This is a genomic window from Sulfolobus islandicus Y.N.15.51 (assembly GCF_000022485.1).
Taxonomy (GTDB): Archaea; Thermoproteota; Thermoprotei_A; order Sulfolobales; family Sulfolobaceae; genus Saccharolobus; species Saccharolobus islandicus.
Genome location: NC_012623.1, coordinates 1,710,927 through 1,727,293, shown reverse-complemented (window position 1 = coordinate 1,727,293; position 16,367 = coordinate 1,710,927). Strand labels below are relative to the sequence as shown.

Below are 16,367 nucleotides of genomic sequence, written 5' to 3'. Positions count from 1 at the left end.
GGCTACTGGGTATAGTTGTGTAAGAAAATATGTAAGCAGAAGGTTAAAAGTCTTCATCAAGACTCACCTGGAACCTTGAAGCGTGGAGTTGTTTGAGATGATATGAGTAATGCCTTATCACCGACATGGGCCTGAACTTCCAACGCGAATTACTTTCATGGATCGAAACGTAGAGATAGACCTCCAAGGAGCGAAGAGAGGGAAAGTAACCTCCGAGCTCCTCCTCAAACCTAGCCAGGGTCGAGTTGAAACTCTCCGACGTGTTATTAGTGTAGAGGTAGTGTCTAATCTCCCTGGGGAAGTTGAGAAAGGAACAATACTTGCCAGCAGCGTCAAGAAGCCTCTTGGCTCGGGCTGGAGAAAAGGGTTGGACAAGTTGGCTGAGAGACAATATAGCCTTCCTTCCCTCCTCCACCTTCCTGGAGGACTTTAGATCCCTAACTCTAATCATTAGTTCCTCCTTGTCTGGGAGGACCCTCATGAGGTTCCTAACCATGTGTGTTATACAGAGCTGGTGTTGAGAGGAGGGAAAGAGCGTGGACACGACGCGATCAAGTCCAGAGAAGTCATCGCTCACGATTACGTCAACCCTACTGACTCCCCTGCTTACGAGTCCGCTCAAGAAGGACTTCCAACCGTCCAAGTCCTCCCTATCCCTAACTTCGTAGTCCAAGACGAACTTATTCCCTTCTAAGTCAACTCCTATGGCAATGTAAATGGCTCTCTCCATGATCGACTCGCTGATTCTGACCTTTACGATCTTCACATCGATGTAAAGGGCTAGGAGATCGTGAGGTAGTTCGCGGTTCTTGTATTCCTTGAGTTTGTTGGATATTCTCTCGGCAACCCGATCCGTTACGATCTCACTATACGGTATTCCCTTGGCTGCTAACACGGCCTTGACTTGGAGTCATGCCTGATAGGCTGCTGGAGGAAGTCCTCGTAATCTGGGCTGGTCCTTTCTCCGGAAGGATCTTAGGTCTGAAGCCACCCTTTCTGGTTCTCGGTACTCTGAGTCTTAATACTCCGTCTCCGGTTCCCAGATATCTGAAGTAGGTCCCGTTCTTGTGGTCGTCCTCAAGAGAGCATCCCAAGTGTAAATAATTCAATAAATCTATGTATAAGTTTATAGATAATAACTCAAAAGAAAGCATAAACTCTTGAGAAATTTTGAATTTTCACTTGGAGTAAAATCTTGAGTAATACTTAAAGGGGACCGGGAAGACGTAGTACAAGGATTGGGAGATATGAAACCTTGGATAGAATACTACAATCTCCCGGTCCCCTATGATAAACTATCATCAAGGCATAAAACTCTTTTGAAAATGCACTACATACTAATCACCTCAAAAGCACTATCATCACTAGACCTATACATACTTAGAGTACTCATCGTCATGATGATATGGCAATGCTCCTACAGAGATGTAGAAGCATACTATTACACGGACATTGTAGTAAGATGGTTTCTAGGAGAACGCAAGTCAAAATCCGAAAACCACAGAAGGGCAAAGAAACTTAGGGGAGAAATAAAGAAAGCATTCAAGGAATACGCAAAAGAACTTGAGGAAAAGCTAAGCAAACTAGAAAACTACTTGCCAAGTAGTGCCTTATACGGCAAAGTTAACAAACTCTGGGCAATAGATTCCAACATAATCGAAGTACCCTTCGGAAAGAGAAACAAGGAGACATTAAAGAAAAAGCTAGAACTCAACTTGAGACAAGGAAAGTTTAGGGAAGCAGCAAACTTAATTTACTACTATATGAGGGCTAAGATTCATCGTAGATTTAAGGGTGAGTTTGCGAAGAAGAGGGGTAGGAGTTTCTTCGGCTTCAAGGTTTTATATGCTATTTCCCCAACCATGATTCTTCACGCAATTCAAGTTGAGTTTGCAAACTTTCCCGATAATAAGGTTGGTTTTGGTATGAGTGGTTATAAGGTTGTTGATAGGGGTTTCTTGGGAATGCCCTCAACTTGGATAATTGGTTTTTCTAGTTTTAGACGTTATGTTGAATTCTTTGGTATTTTCTTGAAGAGGTATTGGAGACCTTACGCTATTAACAAGGATATGGTTGAGGTTTTTGTTTACGTTATTGGAATAATTTACAATTCCTTGATTTACACTTCCGTGTTAGCAAAAGTTCCGCAAGAGGAATTTGTCAAACTCTCTAGTTAACCCTAGGCTAGGGTTAACTAGAATAATATGGGGTATGTTTGAAATTCATTTTTTCTCAACTATAAGTTATTTTATATTACAATAAAATATTAATCTTCCCTCATATTGAAAGATATAATTGACTTCTATTCTCAACTAGTTATAATATTGTTTTTCTATCACATTATATTTATTGAATTATTTGCATTCTGGACACTCTCTCAACTTCTAGGTAGGCTTCCCTCTCTTCCATCATGGCCTCTTGCAAGATTATCTCCTCTATTTCCCTTAGGCTAACTCCTTCTTTGATTGCCTTTCTTATCTTTTCTCTTATTTCTTCCATTACCTTCATGGTATTACTCTCCCTTATGGTATTACCCCTTCCGGGGTTATTTTTACTTTTTGTCATTATTTTTCACCTTTTGCTACCACAACTATAACTGGTAGCCCCTGCTTAACGCTTCGAGGTAGTCACTCCATGCGTCCTCTAAGTTCTCTAGTGCTTTTAACAAGTTCGCGTAGTTTAACCCGAATGTGATGGATGCGTTTCTAATGCTGGCCCTCCCTCCTATCAAGGCCATGAGTGCTAAACCTACTGCGACCTTTCTGCTCAATCCGTTCATCCTCAGTATTCCGACTAAGGAATTGAAGGACTTAATGAACTCACTCCTCGCAATGTTCAGCTCCCTCTCGAACTTCACAGTTTTCAATCAACTAAACGCAAATCTAAAAACTTTATCGATAGTACCGTGAACTTTGTATTACCGAGGAAAAGTAGAACAACTGCTATTCCTAGAATGGTGATGGTAAGTAGCGTCACCCAAGAAGTACTTACCGCAATCCCTACACAAATACCTCTGCCTACCCAAAGGCCTACCACACTTAACAACATGATGAGAACCACAAGAGGGGCAAGAAACGTCTTGCCTAACTACAGCCTTCCTACCATATGTAATACTCGTTATACAAATATAAATAGCTTAATGACGACACTATCGAGATATTGAACGTTATAGATATGAACACAGATAATATGCAAGATATTAAAATAATTATAGATTTCATGAAGAATTTCGTTGATAATTGCCACCACGTTAAGGAAGAGAAACTACTGTTTGACTTTTTAGAACATAAAGGGATGGTAGGAGGTCCAATTTATGTTATGGCATATGAGCATAACAAGTTAAGGGATATAATAAATAGGATAGAGGTTAAATACAATGAGCCCAAAGGCTTGCGAGAGGATTTGAATAACCTTATCGTGATGTTATCTAGCCATATCGATAAGGAAAATAACGTTCTATTTCCAACTGCTGAAAATTTGCTATCTGATGATGAAGACAAAATAATTTATTATAAATTTGAGAGGATAGAAGAAGGTTTTGGTAAAGAAAGACACAGGAAATATATAGAGCTAATTAACACGCTTTATAATAGATATACCAATAAAAATCAAATAAAAGATAAAAGAATAAATTACCCAACTAATTTTTCTACTTTTTAGATTAACTTTTTAATTTCTAGGTCATATTAATCACAAAATTTTTTACCTATGTACTAAGTAATACGTATGGAAAGCAAAAAGTTACTATTAATAGGCATAATAGTTGCAGTTGTGGTTGCGAGTGTAGTAGGATATGCTTACTATTATAATTACTATCTACCTGTCCAAAATTCTTTAACATACTATAACCAACAATTACAGTACATGGGATATTATTCACAAGGAAATTACGGAATGATGGGTGGAGGAATGATGGGAGGTGAAGGAATGTACCACATGATGGGATATTATGGAGGTTATGCTACCTTATATGAGAATACTATTCCAATAAGCGAGGCAATATCCATGATGAGAAATATACCATCTTACGTTAAAGTGTTTCCCAATAACAACACTTTACTTTTCACCTCTTCAAATATAGTATTAGTAGTTTTGGGAATGGGTCATGAGAGGGCAATAAACTTAACTGGACAACAACCGCCAGCCTATGCACAGCACGATGTCTTCGTAATTTATGGTTTGATTAACCCAACACTTATTATCCCGAGGGGAGCTACAGTTCAAGTTGTATTCATTAATCTAGATGATGATATGTTACATAATATTGCAATTATACCAGTCCCACCACCTTACCCCTATTACCCTATGATGTACATTAGAATGAATACAATAGGAATGACGCCAATGTTACCTTATGCGAACTATAATTCTGGACAAGCTTATGAGTTCAGCTTTACAACCACCTTGAGTCAGCCAAGTGTATATTATTACGTTTGCGAATATCCCGGTCATGCAGAAATGGGAATGTATGGAGAGATAGTGGTGGCGTAAAAGATGGAGAACTATCAAATTTTAGGATTGGTTGGCTCACTACTTTTAATTATTGGAATAGCCTTCCTTTCGCATTTTTCTACCCTAGATATGGAATGATGGGATATGGAGGAATGATGTTTTACGGCTTCATGGGATTTCTGGTTATACCTGCATTTGTTTTGGGTATAATCGGTTCGTTAATTTCAGATAAGACAATAGCAGGTGTGTTATTAGTTTTAGCTGCATTACTTTCAATACCTGCCATGGGATTTATCGGAATAATATCATTTATCCTATTACTGATTGCTGGAATTCTAGCTTTCACTAGTGGTAAGAAGACTTAATCAGATATAATATCCAATTCTCTTTTTTATTTTTACTTACTATAATGTCAATACCCTTCTTAAGTTTCAGTCTTGCAAGTATCCTAGCTGGATCAACTTTGGAAATTACCACTATTATTTCACCCTCTACTATCTCATTAATCCTTCTTTCAATTATCTTATGAGAGAAATACTCTAAAACTCTAGTATCAATTATATACCTTGTCATCTCATGGATTGTATGACCTCTTTAGATATAAAAGGAGGACCTAAAATATAAGGTGGTTAAATAGACTGAATCGGAAAGTCTAAGAAAATTGTGCCGAGATTTTTGTATATTTAACGTGTCTCTCATATGGTCGCTAAAGAGCTCTAGGCGTCCTCAACTCTCTACTTCTAACTGGCATTTTCAAAAAACGTAGTAACCCTAATGTTTTAGCGTACCATTTTTTATAATATAAGGTAAAACACTATCCCATGGAACTAGATCTAAGAAGTGTGGAACCAGAATATAGGCACAGACTAGTGTTAGAAAGCTTCGATAAGCTAAAAGAAGAAGAGGAGTTGACAGTAATAGCTGATCACTATCCATCTCACTTAATACAACTATTATCTGGTCATGTTGAGAAGTATAAGGTTGAGCAAACGGAAAATGGTGATTTCGTATTAAGGTTGACAAAAAAGAAGGGAGAAAGTAATAAGGCGATAATTTCACACATTTCCGAGTTTAGAAAAACTGGAGAAGTTTTCACTCCAATTCCAGTACTTAGAAAAGAAGAGTATGGGGTTATTTTGGTCTTTTTCAAGCCAAGCCAATACATTCCAATACATGCACCAAATTCAGATTTAATATTTTATGTACTGCAAGGACAGGGAAAAGTTACCATTGGCAATAAGGAATATGAAGTACGTGATGGATCAATCGTAATAGTACCTAAAGGAGTTAAGAGAGGAGTTAAGGCTGACACTTATATGGAGGCTTTACACATAGTTGTACCAAGCCCTTCACCAGAAGATCACGAGAAAGTAATGGGAGCAGCCAAAAAGGGTATTGCAGAGGTTAATCTAAAACACTAGACAAACAACCTTCTCTCTTTTATATACTTTAATTTCCTATTTTTTAATAAGATGATAACTCTCGTTGGAAAGATATTCGACGGAGAAAGAATTATTGAACAAGGCACAGTAATTGTAGAAAATAATAAGATTGAAAGAATCGTAGAAGGAATCGAGATTCCTCAAGGAAGTAAGGTTATTCATGGCAATTTCATAATGCCAGGGTTAGTCGATTCCCATTTGCATTTCTTCGGAGTTGAAGAGGATAACGTTCTCTCTTGGAATATAGTTAACGAAATTGACGCTGCAATAAGGAGTACTAGGGACATGGAAAGACTATTACGTTCAGGATTTACCCTAGTTAGGGATTTGGGAAGTAAGGTCGCAGTTAGGTTAGATTACCTTCAGAGAAGAGGGGAAATATTAGGACCAACTGTGATCGCCTCTGGATACTCTTTAGCGATTACTGGCGGTAACGATAATCCTAAAGATTTACCAATAGACATTGCACAAAGACTTTCATACTCATTCTACTGTGATTCCCCTTATGAGTGCAGAAAGGTTGTAAGAATGGCAGTAAGGCAAGGTGCTAGAGTAATAAAAGTTTACGCCTCTGGAGCATTTTCTCAAGGTGGAAAAATCTTACCGGGGTTAGCATTGGATGAGCTTAAGGCCATAGTTGACGAATCACATAGGTTTAGTTTGAAAGTGGCGTCTCACGCTTACGGAAAAGATGCAATCATGAACTCAATTTTAGCTGGTGTGGATACAATAGAACATGGCTTAGGATTGGATGATGAAACTGCGAGCATGATTAAGGAAAGGGGAATTTGTTACATTCCGACGTTAGCTACTTATGAAATTCCATTTGAGGTAAGAGATCCTGAAGCTAAGGTTTACAGAGAAGAGTTAGTTAAGAGACATTTCAGCGAGGATATGAGTATCGCCATTTCCCATAAATTGAAAATAGCTACTGGCACGGATTACGTGGGATCTAAGAGGAGACCTCATGGACGGAACTACAGAGAAGCTGTGTTGCTATCTAAATATATGAGCAATTTAGAGGTATTAAGGGCATCAACTTCAATAGCTTCCGAATGCCTTGACGTTAAAGCCGGTTATATAAGGGAAGGGTATAGGACTGACTTAATAGTATTAAAGGATGATCCCACTAAGGATATTGAGAACTTGAAGCCCACTAACGTTTCATACATTATTAAGGATGGCAGATTATATACTGGTTATGGATTGTATCAAGAATAACTAATCTTTTCTAACCGCTTCTATAACGGTTAATTTGGAGGCCTTCCATGCAGGATATATACCAGCTATAACGCTTGTCACTAAGGCTATCACAATTGAGATTCCAACGTCAGACATTGAGAAAAGTGGACGTATGACTATAAGTAAATTTGAACCATTGCTTGAACCTGCATTAAATGGTATACCATTTATGTCTAATAAATATGTACCCACAAAAGTTAATGTTAGTCCTACTATTCCTCCGATTACTCCTATAATAAGTGCCTCTAATAAGAAGGCTAATAAGATTTGTCTAGTTGTTAGCCCTTAGGGTTTTCATTATTCCAATTTCCCTAGTTCTCTGATAAACTCTAGCTAAGGTTATCCCCATTATTCCAACGGCACCAACGAATAGTGATATAGATCCTATTAATATTACTAGAAACGAGAAGCTCGTTATTATAACTTGAACAGATGATACTGCTTGCTGTATTGTAGTTACCGTTAAGGAGTTTCCGTAAATGTAGCTTAATAGAGTGGTGATCGTGTTAATTTCACTTATACTACCAGCTTGCAATACTACTAGAAAATAGCCCGGAGGATTTATCAGCGCCCTGGCCTCACTTAATGGAATGAAAATGGCATCTGAGGTATCACCTATGACAATGGATTGGGTTGATTGTAATACACCATATACTGTTAAGGGAACCGTATTTCCATTAGATAGTTTTAGAATTATCGTTGAACCAGGTTGAATGGTTATATTTGGAATGGGATGTGCTATATCATGGCCTATTACTGCGTATGGCACCGTCACTGGGGGATACACTGTGCCATTCTCAAGTTCCACCTTTCCTACCAATGACGATATGTTATCCACACCTATTACTAGAACATTAATAACCCTCCCCCTATTTCGGTAGACCCAAAATCACCTCCTTGAAAATAAATCTATATTATTAATAAGCGGTTCTATTGATTTAAATAGAAAATCTTTTAGATAGAATAAATCATCAGAAAACAAGAGTATTAGGAGTATCCTGAACTGCTCCCTCCTCACCTCCCCCTTGAACACGGTGTACAGGGAGTAGAAGGCCACGGCCAGCACGAAGATCAACGTGCGGAAAACAAACTTAGTAGAACTAGTAAATGGAAGAAAAGCCTTAATGTTCCTATAAGAGGTCTCTATGGGACCCCTTACCTTATTGTACAAATCCAACACCTCCCCCTTCGGTAGGTCTAGATTAGTAGCCCTAGCAAAATAAACAACACTCTTCTTCTTTCTCCTCACTTTTTCCTTGCTGTACACGAGAAGCCTGAACTTGACCTGCTCATCCCTCCTATGCCTCTTACTATTAGTTGCGTAATCCCCGTCAAACTCCTCATAAACCTTAACATCCCCAACAGGCACAGCAACTATATACTTAAACTGTGAAATGAAGTTGAGCACATCAACAGTATAGAAACCTGCGTCAAGAGTTATCAACCTTATCTTGAACCCCATCGCGACGACTTGCTCCACGAGGGCCTTCACGATCTCTTCCTTAGTCATCCCCTTGACTTGAGTGACGAAGGCCAGTAGGAGCACTTTCCCATTAAACTTTGTCGTCGCAGTTGCGTAGTTCCAAGAGTTTCCCTCCTCCGAACTCCCGAGCCCTCCCACCGGTCTCCCGTACCAGGTCTTGGTTGTCCAGTCTATTGAGACGTCTATCTCCTTGACTCCCTTCAGTACCTTCAAGGATATCTTCCTGGCGCTTTCCAAGAGTTTCTCAATAACTTCCATCCCTTGCTCCTCCACGTAATTCCTCACGGTCTGTGGGGACACGCCATACGCCCTCGACTTGCTTTCCACCGAATCGTTCCATAAACACGCTGAGATGAGGGTTCTCGCCACCTCTTCCCCTTTCTTTCCCTTGAAGTTCAGCATGGAAAGTAATTTATATCCTATTTGTTGAATGTTATTTTGGTGAGGGAGTACCGGTGTTACCATCTCACTTACTCACGTGGTAATACCACATCTCCCTCAGCTTAAACCTTTCTTCAACTGAATTCTTAATACTCATATAAATCCTGTTATCTATCATGAATCGATATTATTCTGTCAGAATTATTTTTCATAATACGATTTTGGGTCTACCGTATTTGAACTATGCCATGGGCTTCAATTACCGGATATACTGCATATATGCCAGGTGAGGAGCTCATAAAGGAGACGTCCGTTGGTGATACGTAACCTATCTCATTAAAAACGTAAATGTTGGTAGGATTAAGTTAAAAAAGCGTGGAAATTACTGAATGCTCCACTCCTTGACTAAAAGCTTCTATGAATGAAACGCTGGTTATTCCGATCATGATGGCTATAATTGATATTATGGCTAAAGTTCTCCTAGCCATTAAGCTCTTATAAGCAAGCCATAAGATATCTATAGCATTCATAATGCACTTTAACCAACTAGCATTAAAAAATCTATCAATTTGATATGCTAATAGTTCTTAACAACTTGTATTTCTGCGGATCTTTACAGAATTCCCTATCCGTTAATCCGTATTCTATTGCCTCCTTCTTACCCAACTTCCTAAAAATTTCAGCTCCTTTATAATACACCTTGAAGTAATATTTAGGTACTGAAAACCAATATTCGTCTCCTCTATAACCCATAATCTCCTCGTCAATCCACGTAGCAAAACCTTCGACAAATTGGTAATACCCTAACAGTTTTCCATTTCCTATTCCGAAAAGCAGAGGAATACCCTCTATTATCATGTGAAGATAAGGAAACTTGGGTTTGCAAATTTTATCTTGAATGAAATGCGCTAATTCATGTATTAATGTTCTCTCCAACTCATATTCATAATCGCCAAAGTAACCTATTGCCACTACGTTATCCTTATAAAAACCATAAAAGGGGATACTAATTTCAATTACGAGAGGTGATAGGAAGGAAAATCCTAAGAACTGCTCTAATTTCTTCTTCGCATTAGTAATTATTTCAGCATTCCCCATATGTTAATATTCGTATCGATAATTATTAAATTTTTCCACGAAATGTTGAGAGTTATTGTGGAAAAATCTTTAATAAAGTAAGTTAGTAGATAAGTTTAAACTATACTTCTGGAATTTAAACTTAGTAATTCGTATAAAGGGACAATTTAACGCTGGGCAATCTCATACATGGAGAGACGTCAGTTGGTGAAGTCAGAAGTATAGCTAAAGTATTGCTGTCTCAGTATGACTTAATTCTATCTAACGATATTTTTTAAAATAATAGAAATGGACAAGATGCCATATCTTAGATGGAAAAATCTAGGTATAAAAGAAAAGAATCAGCAACTTTCCCAGAATTTTGACATTAATGCCATAGCATATGACAAGGTTACTATGACGTGATTGAGATAATAATTTATCACACAATAAATTCAAGTTTAATATAAGTGAAAAAGCTTAATAGATTTTATTTTAGATAAAAAGACGTAATGGCCAATAAAGTCGTTAAGGCTACCAACGAAGAACTACAACAAGTTTACAACAATATACCAAAAGCCTATGATAGGGCTAATAGATTTATTTCCTTTAATCAAGATGTGAAGTGGAGAGCAGATCTGGTTAAGACCATACTTAAGTTCTGTGAAAGACCTAAATTAGTTTTAGATGTAGCAGGTGGAAAAGGTGAACTCTCATATACGTTTAAGAAAGTTTTCAAGGGAAATGCTAAATATGAGATCATATTGTCTGACTATGCCGAAAACATGCTTAAAATGGCGCTAATAGAAGACGACAAGGTACTTTGCTCATTTGACGCGTTACCATTTAGGGAAAAAATGTTTGATGTCGTAATGAGTAGTTTCGCCTTACATGCAGCTGACAATATAGAGGATGTGATAAGGGAAATTACTAGAGTTTCAAGAAAAATTGTGGGATTTATAGCCATGGGCAAACCAGACAGTTGGATAAAAAGAGTCTATTTGAGCATCTACCTAAGATATATTATGCCATATATCGCAGCCCTAGCTGGAGCCAAGTCGAGGGACTTCAAATACATTTATTACATTTATGAAAGAGTACCTACTAATTCTTTCCATAAGAAGATCTTTGAGAAATATATTGATATTAAAGTATACGAGGAGAGGGCACTAAATTTATTCTATTTCGTGGTAGGGTTTCCTAAAGGGTGATTTTGTACAAAACCAACTAATAAGATGTAGATGTATTTTGTATGACCATCAAAAATAAATGAATAAACGTAACGCTATGAACCAGTAGTAAATCTTTTTTAGTAATTATAACAAATGAATAATTGTGTCAAGTGACATTGTAGAGAGATTAAAGAACGATCCTGAATTCATAAAGAAAGTTGCAGAAGCAGTAGCCAATAATATAATCGTGAGTAAGCTAGAAGAGATTGACAAGAAGATTAACTACTTGATGGATCAGAACAAGTTAATTTGGGAGAAATTCCTAAACCAAGACCAAAAATTCAACAAAATATTAGAAGATATGAAGAAGGAAGATGAGAGACATAATGCAGAAATGGAAAGGTTAGATAAAAGAATTGACGAAACCATTAACATGTTTAAAAAGGAGGTTACGGATTTAAGAGAAGAAGTTACGGGAGTAAAAAAGGAAACTATGAGCCTAAGACAAGAGGTTACGAATCTGAGAAACGACGTTAAGGACATGAAAAAGGATATTAGACTGATAAAAAAAGACATTAGAGATATAAAGAGGACTATTGAGGGATTAAGCATATCTATAGAAGATGAGGCAATAGACTTCTTGACCTATAAGCTTAAAAAGGAATATAACATTACCGCAATAGTCCAGTCTTTAGAAATTCCCAAGGTGGTTGAGATTGATCTATATGCTGAGCATAACGATTACGTATTTGTAGGGGAAGTTAAGATGAGGGCTGGGGTTAAGGCTATTACCCAATTGGAAAATACTATTGAGAAACTATTAAAGGTGAAACCTGAATTAAGTAAAAAGAAGGTTATTCCAATAATTTATGCTAAGAGAGTTACATTTGAATTAATTGATGAATGTAAGAAAAGAGGAATATACTTGACCAATGGAATATCGGACATAACACCACTTGTTTTATAAACTATAAAGAGTTGTTGAAAATTATCTCCTTTTCGTAAAACTAATTACACCTAGCAATATGCCGCTAACTAGAGAAGCTAAACCTATCAGCGAGCTCGGGTAACTGTAGGGTACGACGTAACTATAGACACCATAACCCATCAAAATCACTGCTGCTATAGCTAATAATACATCCCAAGCCTGTAGTCTTGAAATCTTATTTATAAATGATGGAAAAACTCCAGATACTATTACATGTGAAGCGTAAAGAGTAACTAGGGAGATCTCGGTTGTAATGCTGTAAACGTTTAGATACTGCCCCGTGAGTGACGCTATTAAATTGACTAAGGTAAATGGTACTGCTACTACAAATATTGATTTTAGCATATCTTTTCTTATTAATGAATATGAAAGTCTGGAAAGTGCGACATAAGCTGCTAATACTGAGCCAATTAGACTGTTTGCTGTGAATATGAAAAATACTAAGGAAAACGTGTTACCCATAAACTTCTTGGCAATGTAAAACCCAGGGTAATTCGTAATGTTAAGTAAATTGGTTACACCCACATTTGAATAACCCGCAGCAGCTATTTCGAAATACGCTGCGAACAAAACCGCAATTGCCGCTATCCAGTATGCGATAAGATAACTTTTTCCCACAGTCTTCCCTTTCCCTATTGCCTCATAGCCTAAGAAGAACGACGCACCACCTCCGGCTAGGGTGAAACCGACTCCTAAAGCTCCTTGAAAGAAATCCGATATTGGTACTTTAAGTGCTAACGGCTCTATTGATAATCCAGTAACGCTTAGAACCTTTATACCTAATATTAGAATAAGAATTACCTCTATACTAGATGTTGCTAGAGCGTAAAATAGGGGTGGCTTAATTCCAGCTAGCAAAAACAGAGTTAGAATTATTGGTATTAAGACCTCAATGAGAGCTATTGTAATTGGAGTTAAGCTGAACTCAGAAGGTAAAACTACGCTAGCAAGATAAGTCGTAGCAGATGGTAAGTAGATCATGTAACTTATCCAGTAAAGCCAACCAGCAATTCTACCAGTTAACTCTCCACCTCCAGCTCTTGCAAACTCATATGTACCACCAGTAGAGGCTATTACTTTGGAATATCTGTAACCTATTACAACCCAAAGGAAATAGATTAATGAACCTAGTATTCCCGCTATGACCGTGGACGAAAGGGAATAGGATAAGGCGTAAGTTAAGTAGGCTGAGGCAGAACCCAAAGGTGCAATTGACGCCAATGATTGTGCGTAAACTAGAATTGGTGGGATAGTATTCTCCTTAGGTTCGAGCTTCTTGGATAGACCATCCATACATATTCCTCTTATGAGCATCCTATTAAGAGTTACTTGTGAAGCCATGTGTAAAAGATTTAATTTTTGTTTATATTTAAACATATTGGACTTATATATTTCAAAAGGAAAGTATATATTGGTGATAAGATGGTTTTCATAGATAATTTGGGTTTAATGTTATTTATATTGCCGTTAGTATCAGTGTTAATAGCTTATACTACAATTCAAGCTTTCATAGGATTTAGAAAAAGCAGTTATGAGGCAATAAAAAGAAGCCTTGACGATTCCATACTTCCCGCTGCGATTTTGGGTATAATAATCATAATACTCAGCCTATGGGGAGAATTCACTTGGACATTACCGGGTAGTTATAATATATTATTTTATGACGTATACCTATTACTTGGTATAACGATCCTCTCCTATTCAATTGCTGTATACATGGGAAAGAGATTACAAAGTACTGGAATATTCTCGTTTTTCGTAGGCTTAATAACTATTTACTACGGTGTTTCGGGTTATAATTTAGGGCTTACTAAGGAACCCTTGGCATTATTAGCACTATACGCTACTTACGGAATAGCTGGTATTTTAGGATATCCAGTAACCTTAGCGTTAGATAAGCTTAGAGATCAACAAGGAGTTAAGGATCCAAAGCTAGAAGGATGGATGTACGCTTTTTTCCTATTATTTTGGATATTTGTTGTGATTGCGGGAATTATAGGCGCGTTCATCGCTGTTGAGACTATCCCGGCCCATCTAGCACATCCTCCATAAAAGGTATTTTTCTTTAATCTTTTTTATCGGTACCGGAAAACTTCTAATTTGCGAGAGAAGATTAAGTCCAACATGTAGAAAGATATATTAGAAATCCTTGTAAAAGGATAATATGAGCGATCTGAACTACTTGTTTAAGCCTAGAAGCATTGCAGTTGTTGGTGCGTCAAGGTATAAGGAGAAAGTTGGGAATGTTATATTCAGAAATTTACTCTCCACATTTCATGGTAAACTATACCCAGTTAACGCTAAGGCTGAAGACGTTGAAGGAGTAAAAGCCTTTAAGAGCGTAAAGGAAATCCCAGACGATATTGACCTAGGCATAATTACTGTTCCAAGAGAGATTGTTCCTCAAGTAATGGAGGAATTAGTAGAAAAAGGAGTAAGAGCTTCCATAGTTATAACTGCAGGATTTAGAGAGGTTGGAGAGGAAAAATTGGAAAATGAGGTAATAGGCATTGCACGAAAAGGAGGGATTAGGGTTCTAGGACCAAACACCTTTGGGATTATTACACCAGAATTTAATGCAACATTTACTTATACCGACGTAAAGAGGGGAAACATTGGCCTAGTAGTTCAAAGTGGTGGGCTAGGAGTTTACATGCTAAACTGGGCTCAGAAGTATAGGATAGGGATAAGTTACATGGTTAGTTTAGGTAATCAGGCTGATGTAAAGGAATATGAAGTTATTAACTACTTATCTAGGGATGCTGAGACAAGGGCAATATTCGTTTATTTGGAAGGAGTTTCAGATGGAAACGCCTTTCTTGAGACTCTACCAGAGGCAACCAGAAGAAAACCGGTAGTATTTTTGAAAGGAGGGGTTACCAATAGTGGGGCATCAGCTGCTAAAACTCACACTGGTAGTTTAGCTGGATCATTTGAGGTGTTTAAGGCTGCAGTTAAGACGGTTGGTGGGATTTTAGTGGAGAATCTTCATGACATGTTGAACTTGGCTAAGATATTAATGTACTCTGAACCGATAAGTGAAGAAATCCTGGTTATAACTAATTCTGGTGGACATGGCGTATTAGTTTCGGATGAGATAGATAGAAACAAGCTAAGGCTTGTGGAAATTCCAGAATGGATGAAGAAGGAACTAACTAAAATACTCCCACCAACATCCCTTCCTAAAAATCCCCTAGACCTAACTGGAGATGCCGATAAGGAGAGATATTATAATGCGCTAAAAATAGTTAGCAATTTAGATTGTACTAAATTGATAATAGTACAATCGTTACCCATGGTGAGTTGTAGTGACGTTGCTAGAACTGTGTCGAATTTTAAAGGAAAAGGAGTAATTGGCGTAACCATGGGCCTAGATGAGGATATGGCGTTAAAAATATTGGAGACAACTGGTATTCCAGGCTATACTTTTCCGGAAGATGCGGTAAAGGCAATTAGATATTACACTTCTAGACCAACACCCAGAAGAAAGATAAGGACTATACAGCCAATTGAGGCTGCCTTAGAGTTGGTTAAGGGGAAGAAGACTCTTAAGGATTTTGAGGCCTTAAAACTTATGGAAATTTACGGGATTAGGACTCCAAAATGGGGACTAGCAACAAATGAGAATGAGGCACAAAACGTTGCAGATAACATAGGTTTTCCAGTTGTAATGAAGATATCTCCAGATACACCAGTTCATAAAACAGAAATGAAAGGTGTTGTAGTAAACGTTGAGAAAGAAGACGTTAAGAAGGTTTACAGCGAGTTGTCAAAGATAACTAGTAGAGTGTTAATTCAACAGCAGTTAAATGGATTGGAAATATTTGTGGGAGGTTTAAAGGATCCGGCGTTTGGCCACGTTGTGTTAGTAGGCAGCGGCGGAATCTACGTTGAAGTACTCAAGAACGTAGCCTATGCGCTTTCACCAGTTTATGAGGACGAGGCACAAGAGTTATTAGTAGAGAGTAAGATTCACGACATGCTGTATGCACGAAAGAGGGGATATGATGAGAACTCGTTAATAAGGACAATTACCAGAGTGTCAAGAATGATAGTTGATTTGAACGTAAAGGAAATGGATATCAATCCACTATTTGTCAACGAAAACGGGGCATTTGCGGTAGATGTGAGGATAGTTTTAGAGTAATTTT

At 37.7% G+C, this 16,367-nt stretch carries 16 protein-coding genes and 5 pseudogenes; 10 read left to right on the top strand and 11 right to left on the bottom strand.

Going from position 1 to position 16,367, the window contains the following annotated elements:
• Nucleotides 1–43: 43 nt before the first annotated feature.
• Nucleotides 44–1,082, bottom strand: a pseudogene (locus tag YN1551_RS09520) (IS256 family transposase); the annotation flags it as partial.
• 165 nt (nt 1,083–1,247) lie between these two features.
• Here YN1551_RS09520 and YN1551_RS09515 point away from each other — a divergent pair.
• On the top strand, nt 1,248–2,177 hold the full coding sequence (locus YN1551_RS09515; protein ID WP_012715708.1) for a transposase: 930 nt from the start codon (nt 1,248–1,250) through the stop codon (nt 2,175–2,177).
• Between the two features lie 199 nt (nt 2,178–2,376).
• On the opposite strand, the pseudogene YN1551_RS09510 reads toward YN1551_RS09515, so the two are convergent.
• The 3 pseudogenes from YN1551_RS09510 to YN1551_RS16630 all read right to left on the bottom strand — a co-directional run.
• Nucleotides 2,377–2,565: pseudogene (locus YN1551_RS09510) on the bottom strand (IS256 family transposase); the annotation flags it as partial.
• Between the two features lie 40 nt (nt 2,566–2,605).
• Nucleotides 2,606–2,857, bottom strand: a pseudogene (locus tag YN1551_RS09505) (IS701 family transposase); the annotation flags it as partial.
• A gap of 90 nt (nt 2,858–2,947) precedes the next feature.
• Nucleotides 2,948–3,112 (bottom strand): annotated as a pseudogene (locus YN1551_RS16630) (IS1/IS1595 family N-terminal zinc-binding domain-containing protein); the annotation flags it as partial.
• Nucleotides 3,113–3,174: 62 nt separating this feature from the next.
• Here YN1551_RS16630 and YN1551_RS09500 point away from each other — a divergent pair.
• The 3 genes and pseudogenes from YN1551_RS09500 (at nt 3,175) to YN1551_RS09490 (ending at nt 4,817) form a co-directional block, all read left to right on the top strand.
• Entirely contained in the window at nt 3,175–3,660 is a 486-nt protein-coding gene (locus YN1551_RS09500; protein WP_009070261.1) for a hemerythrin domain-containing protein, read from the top strand.
• Nucleotides 3,661–3,726: 66 nt separating this feature from the next.
• Entirely contained in the window at nt 3,727–4,491 is a 765-nt protein-coding gene (locus YN1551_RS09495; RefSeq protein WP_012717640.1) for a plastocyanin/azurin family copper-binding protein, read from the top strand.
• 3 nt (nt 4,492–4,494) lie between these two features.
• Nucleotides 4,495–4,817: pseudogene (locus YN1551_RS09490) on the top strand (hypothetical protein).
• Here the strand turns inward: YN1551_RS09490 and YN1551_RS09485 are convergent.
• Nucleotides 4,798–5,025 carry a hypothetical protein gene (locus YN1551_RS09485; protein ID WP_009070268.1) on the bottom strand — a complete coding sequence of 76 codons (228 nt, stop codon included), beginning with the start codon at nt 5,023–5,025 and terminating at the stop codon, nt 4,798–4,800. The pseudogene YN1551_RS09490 and the gene YN1551_RS09485 sit on opposite strands and share 20 nt — an antisense overlap.
• A gap of 248 nt (nt 5,026–5,273) precedes the next feature.
• Between YN1551_RS09485 and YN1551_RS09480 the strand changes: the two genes are divergently transcribed.
• Nucleotides 5,274–5,873, top strand: a complete 600-nt coding sequence (locus YN1551_RS09480; RefSeq protein ID WP_009070270.1) for a DUF2249 domain-containing protein — start codon at nt 5,274–5,276, stop codon at nt 5,871–5,873.
• 51 nt (nt 5,874–5,924) lie between these two features.
• Complete coding sequence (locus YN1551_RS09475; protein ID WP_012717638.1) at nt 5,925–7,115, top strand: metal-dependent hydrolase family protein; 1,191 nt, start codon at nt 5,925–5,927, stop codon at nt 7,113–7,115.
• On the opposite strand, the gene YN1551_RS17525 is transcribed toward YN1551_RS09475, so the two are convergent.
• From YN1551_RS17525 to YN1551_RS09455, 5 genes are all read right to left on the bottom strand, one after another.
• Complete coding sequence (locus YN1551_RS17525) at nt 7,116–7,361, bottom strand: ABC transporter permease family protein (RefSeq protein ID WP_238526246.1); 246 nt, start codon at nt 7,359–7,361, stop codon at nt 7,116–7,118.
• Nucleotides 7,362–7,407: 46 nt separating this feature from the next.
• Complete coding sequence (locus YN1551_RS17520; RefSeq protein WP_238526241.1) at nt 7,408–7,974, bottom strand: ABC transporter permease family protein; 567 nt, start codon at nt 7,972–7,974, stop codon at nt 7,408–7,410.
• Between the two features lie 51 nt (nt 7,975–8,025).
• On the bottom strand, nt 8,026–9,084 hold the full coding sequence (locus YN1551_RS09465; protein ID WP_012717385.1) for an ISH3-like element ISSis6 family transposase: 1,059 nt from the start codon (nt 9,082–9,084) through the stop codon (nt 8,026–8,028).
• Nucleotides 9,085–9,365: 281 nt separating this feature from the next.
• Nucleotides 9,366–9,530, bottom strand: coding sequence for a hypothetical protein (locus tag YN1551_RS17515; protein ID WP_238527811.1), 165 nt, complete (start codon nt 9,528–9,530; stop codon nt 9,366–9,368).
• Nucleotides 9,531–9,564: 34 nt separating this feature from the next.
• On the bottom strand, nt 9,565–10,098 hold the full coding sequence (locus YN1551_RS09455; RefSeq protein WP_012717637.1) for a hypothetical protein: 534 nt from the start codon (nt 10,096–10,098) through the stop codon (nt 9,565–9,567).
• 470 nt (nt 10,099–10,568) lie between these two features.
• Between YN1551_RS09455 and YN1551_RS09450 the strand changes: the two genes are divergently transcribed.
• Together YN1551_RS09450 and YN1551_RS09445 are read left to right on the top strand one after the other, a co-directional pair.
• Nucleotides 10,569–11,267: a class I SAM-dependent methyltransferase gene (locus YN1551_RS09450; protein ID WP_012717635.1), complete on the top strand. Its 699-nt coding sequence runs from the start codon at nt 10,569–10,571 to the stop codon at nt 11,265–11,267.
• Nucleotides 11,268–11,391: 124 nt separating this feature from the next.
• On the top strand, nt 11,392–12,195 hold the full coding sequence (locus YN1551_RS09445; RefSeq protein ID WP_009991873.1) for a hypothetical protein: 804 nt from the start codon (nt 11,392–11,394) through the stop codon (nt 12,193–12,195).
• Nucleotides 12,196–12,216: 21 nt separating this feature from the next.
• On the opposite strand, the gene YN1551_RS09440 is transcribed toward YN1551_RS09445, so the two are convergent.
• Entirely contained in the window at nt 12,217–13,593 is a 1,377-nt protein-coding gene (locus YN1551_RS09440; RefSeq protein ID WP_012715979.1) for an APC family permease, read from the bottom strand.
• On the opposite strand from YN1551_RS09440, the gene YN1551_RS09435 reads away from it, so the two are divergent.
• Both YN1551_RS09435 and YN1551_RS09430 read left to right on the top strand, forming a co-directional pair.
• Nucleotides 13,576–14,268 (top strand): DUF981 family protein, encoded by a 693-nt coding sequence (locus tag YN1551_RS09435; RefSeq protein ID WP_012717634.1) that lies wholly within the window; start codon nt 13,576–13,578, stop codon nt 14,266–14,268. The genes YN1551_RS09440 and YN1551_RS09435 overlap by 18 nt on opposite strands.
• Nucleotides 14,269–14,380: 112 nt before the next feature.
• On the top strand, nt 14,381–16,363 hold the full coding sequence (locus tag YN1551_RS09430) for an acetate--CoA ligase family protein (protein ID WP_012717633.1): 1,983 nt from the start codon (nt 14,381–14,383) through the stop codon (nt 16,361–16,363).
• Nucleotides 16,364–16,367 lie beyond the last annotated feature (4 nt).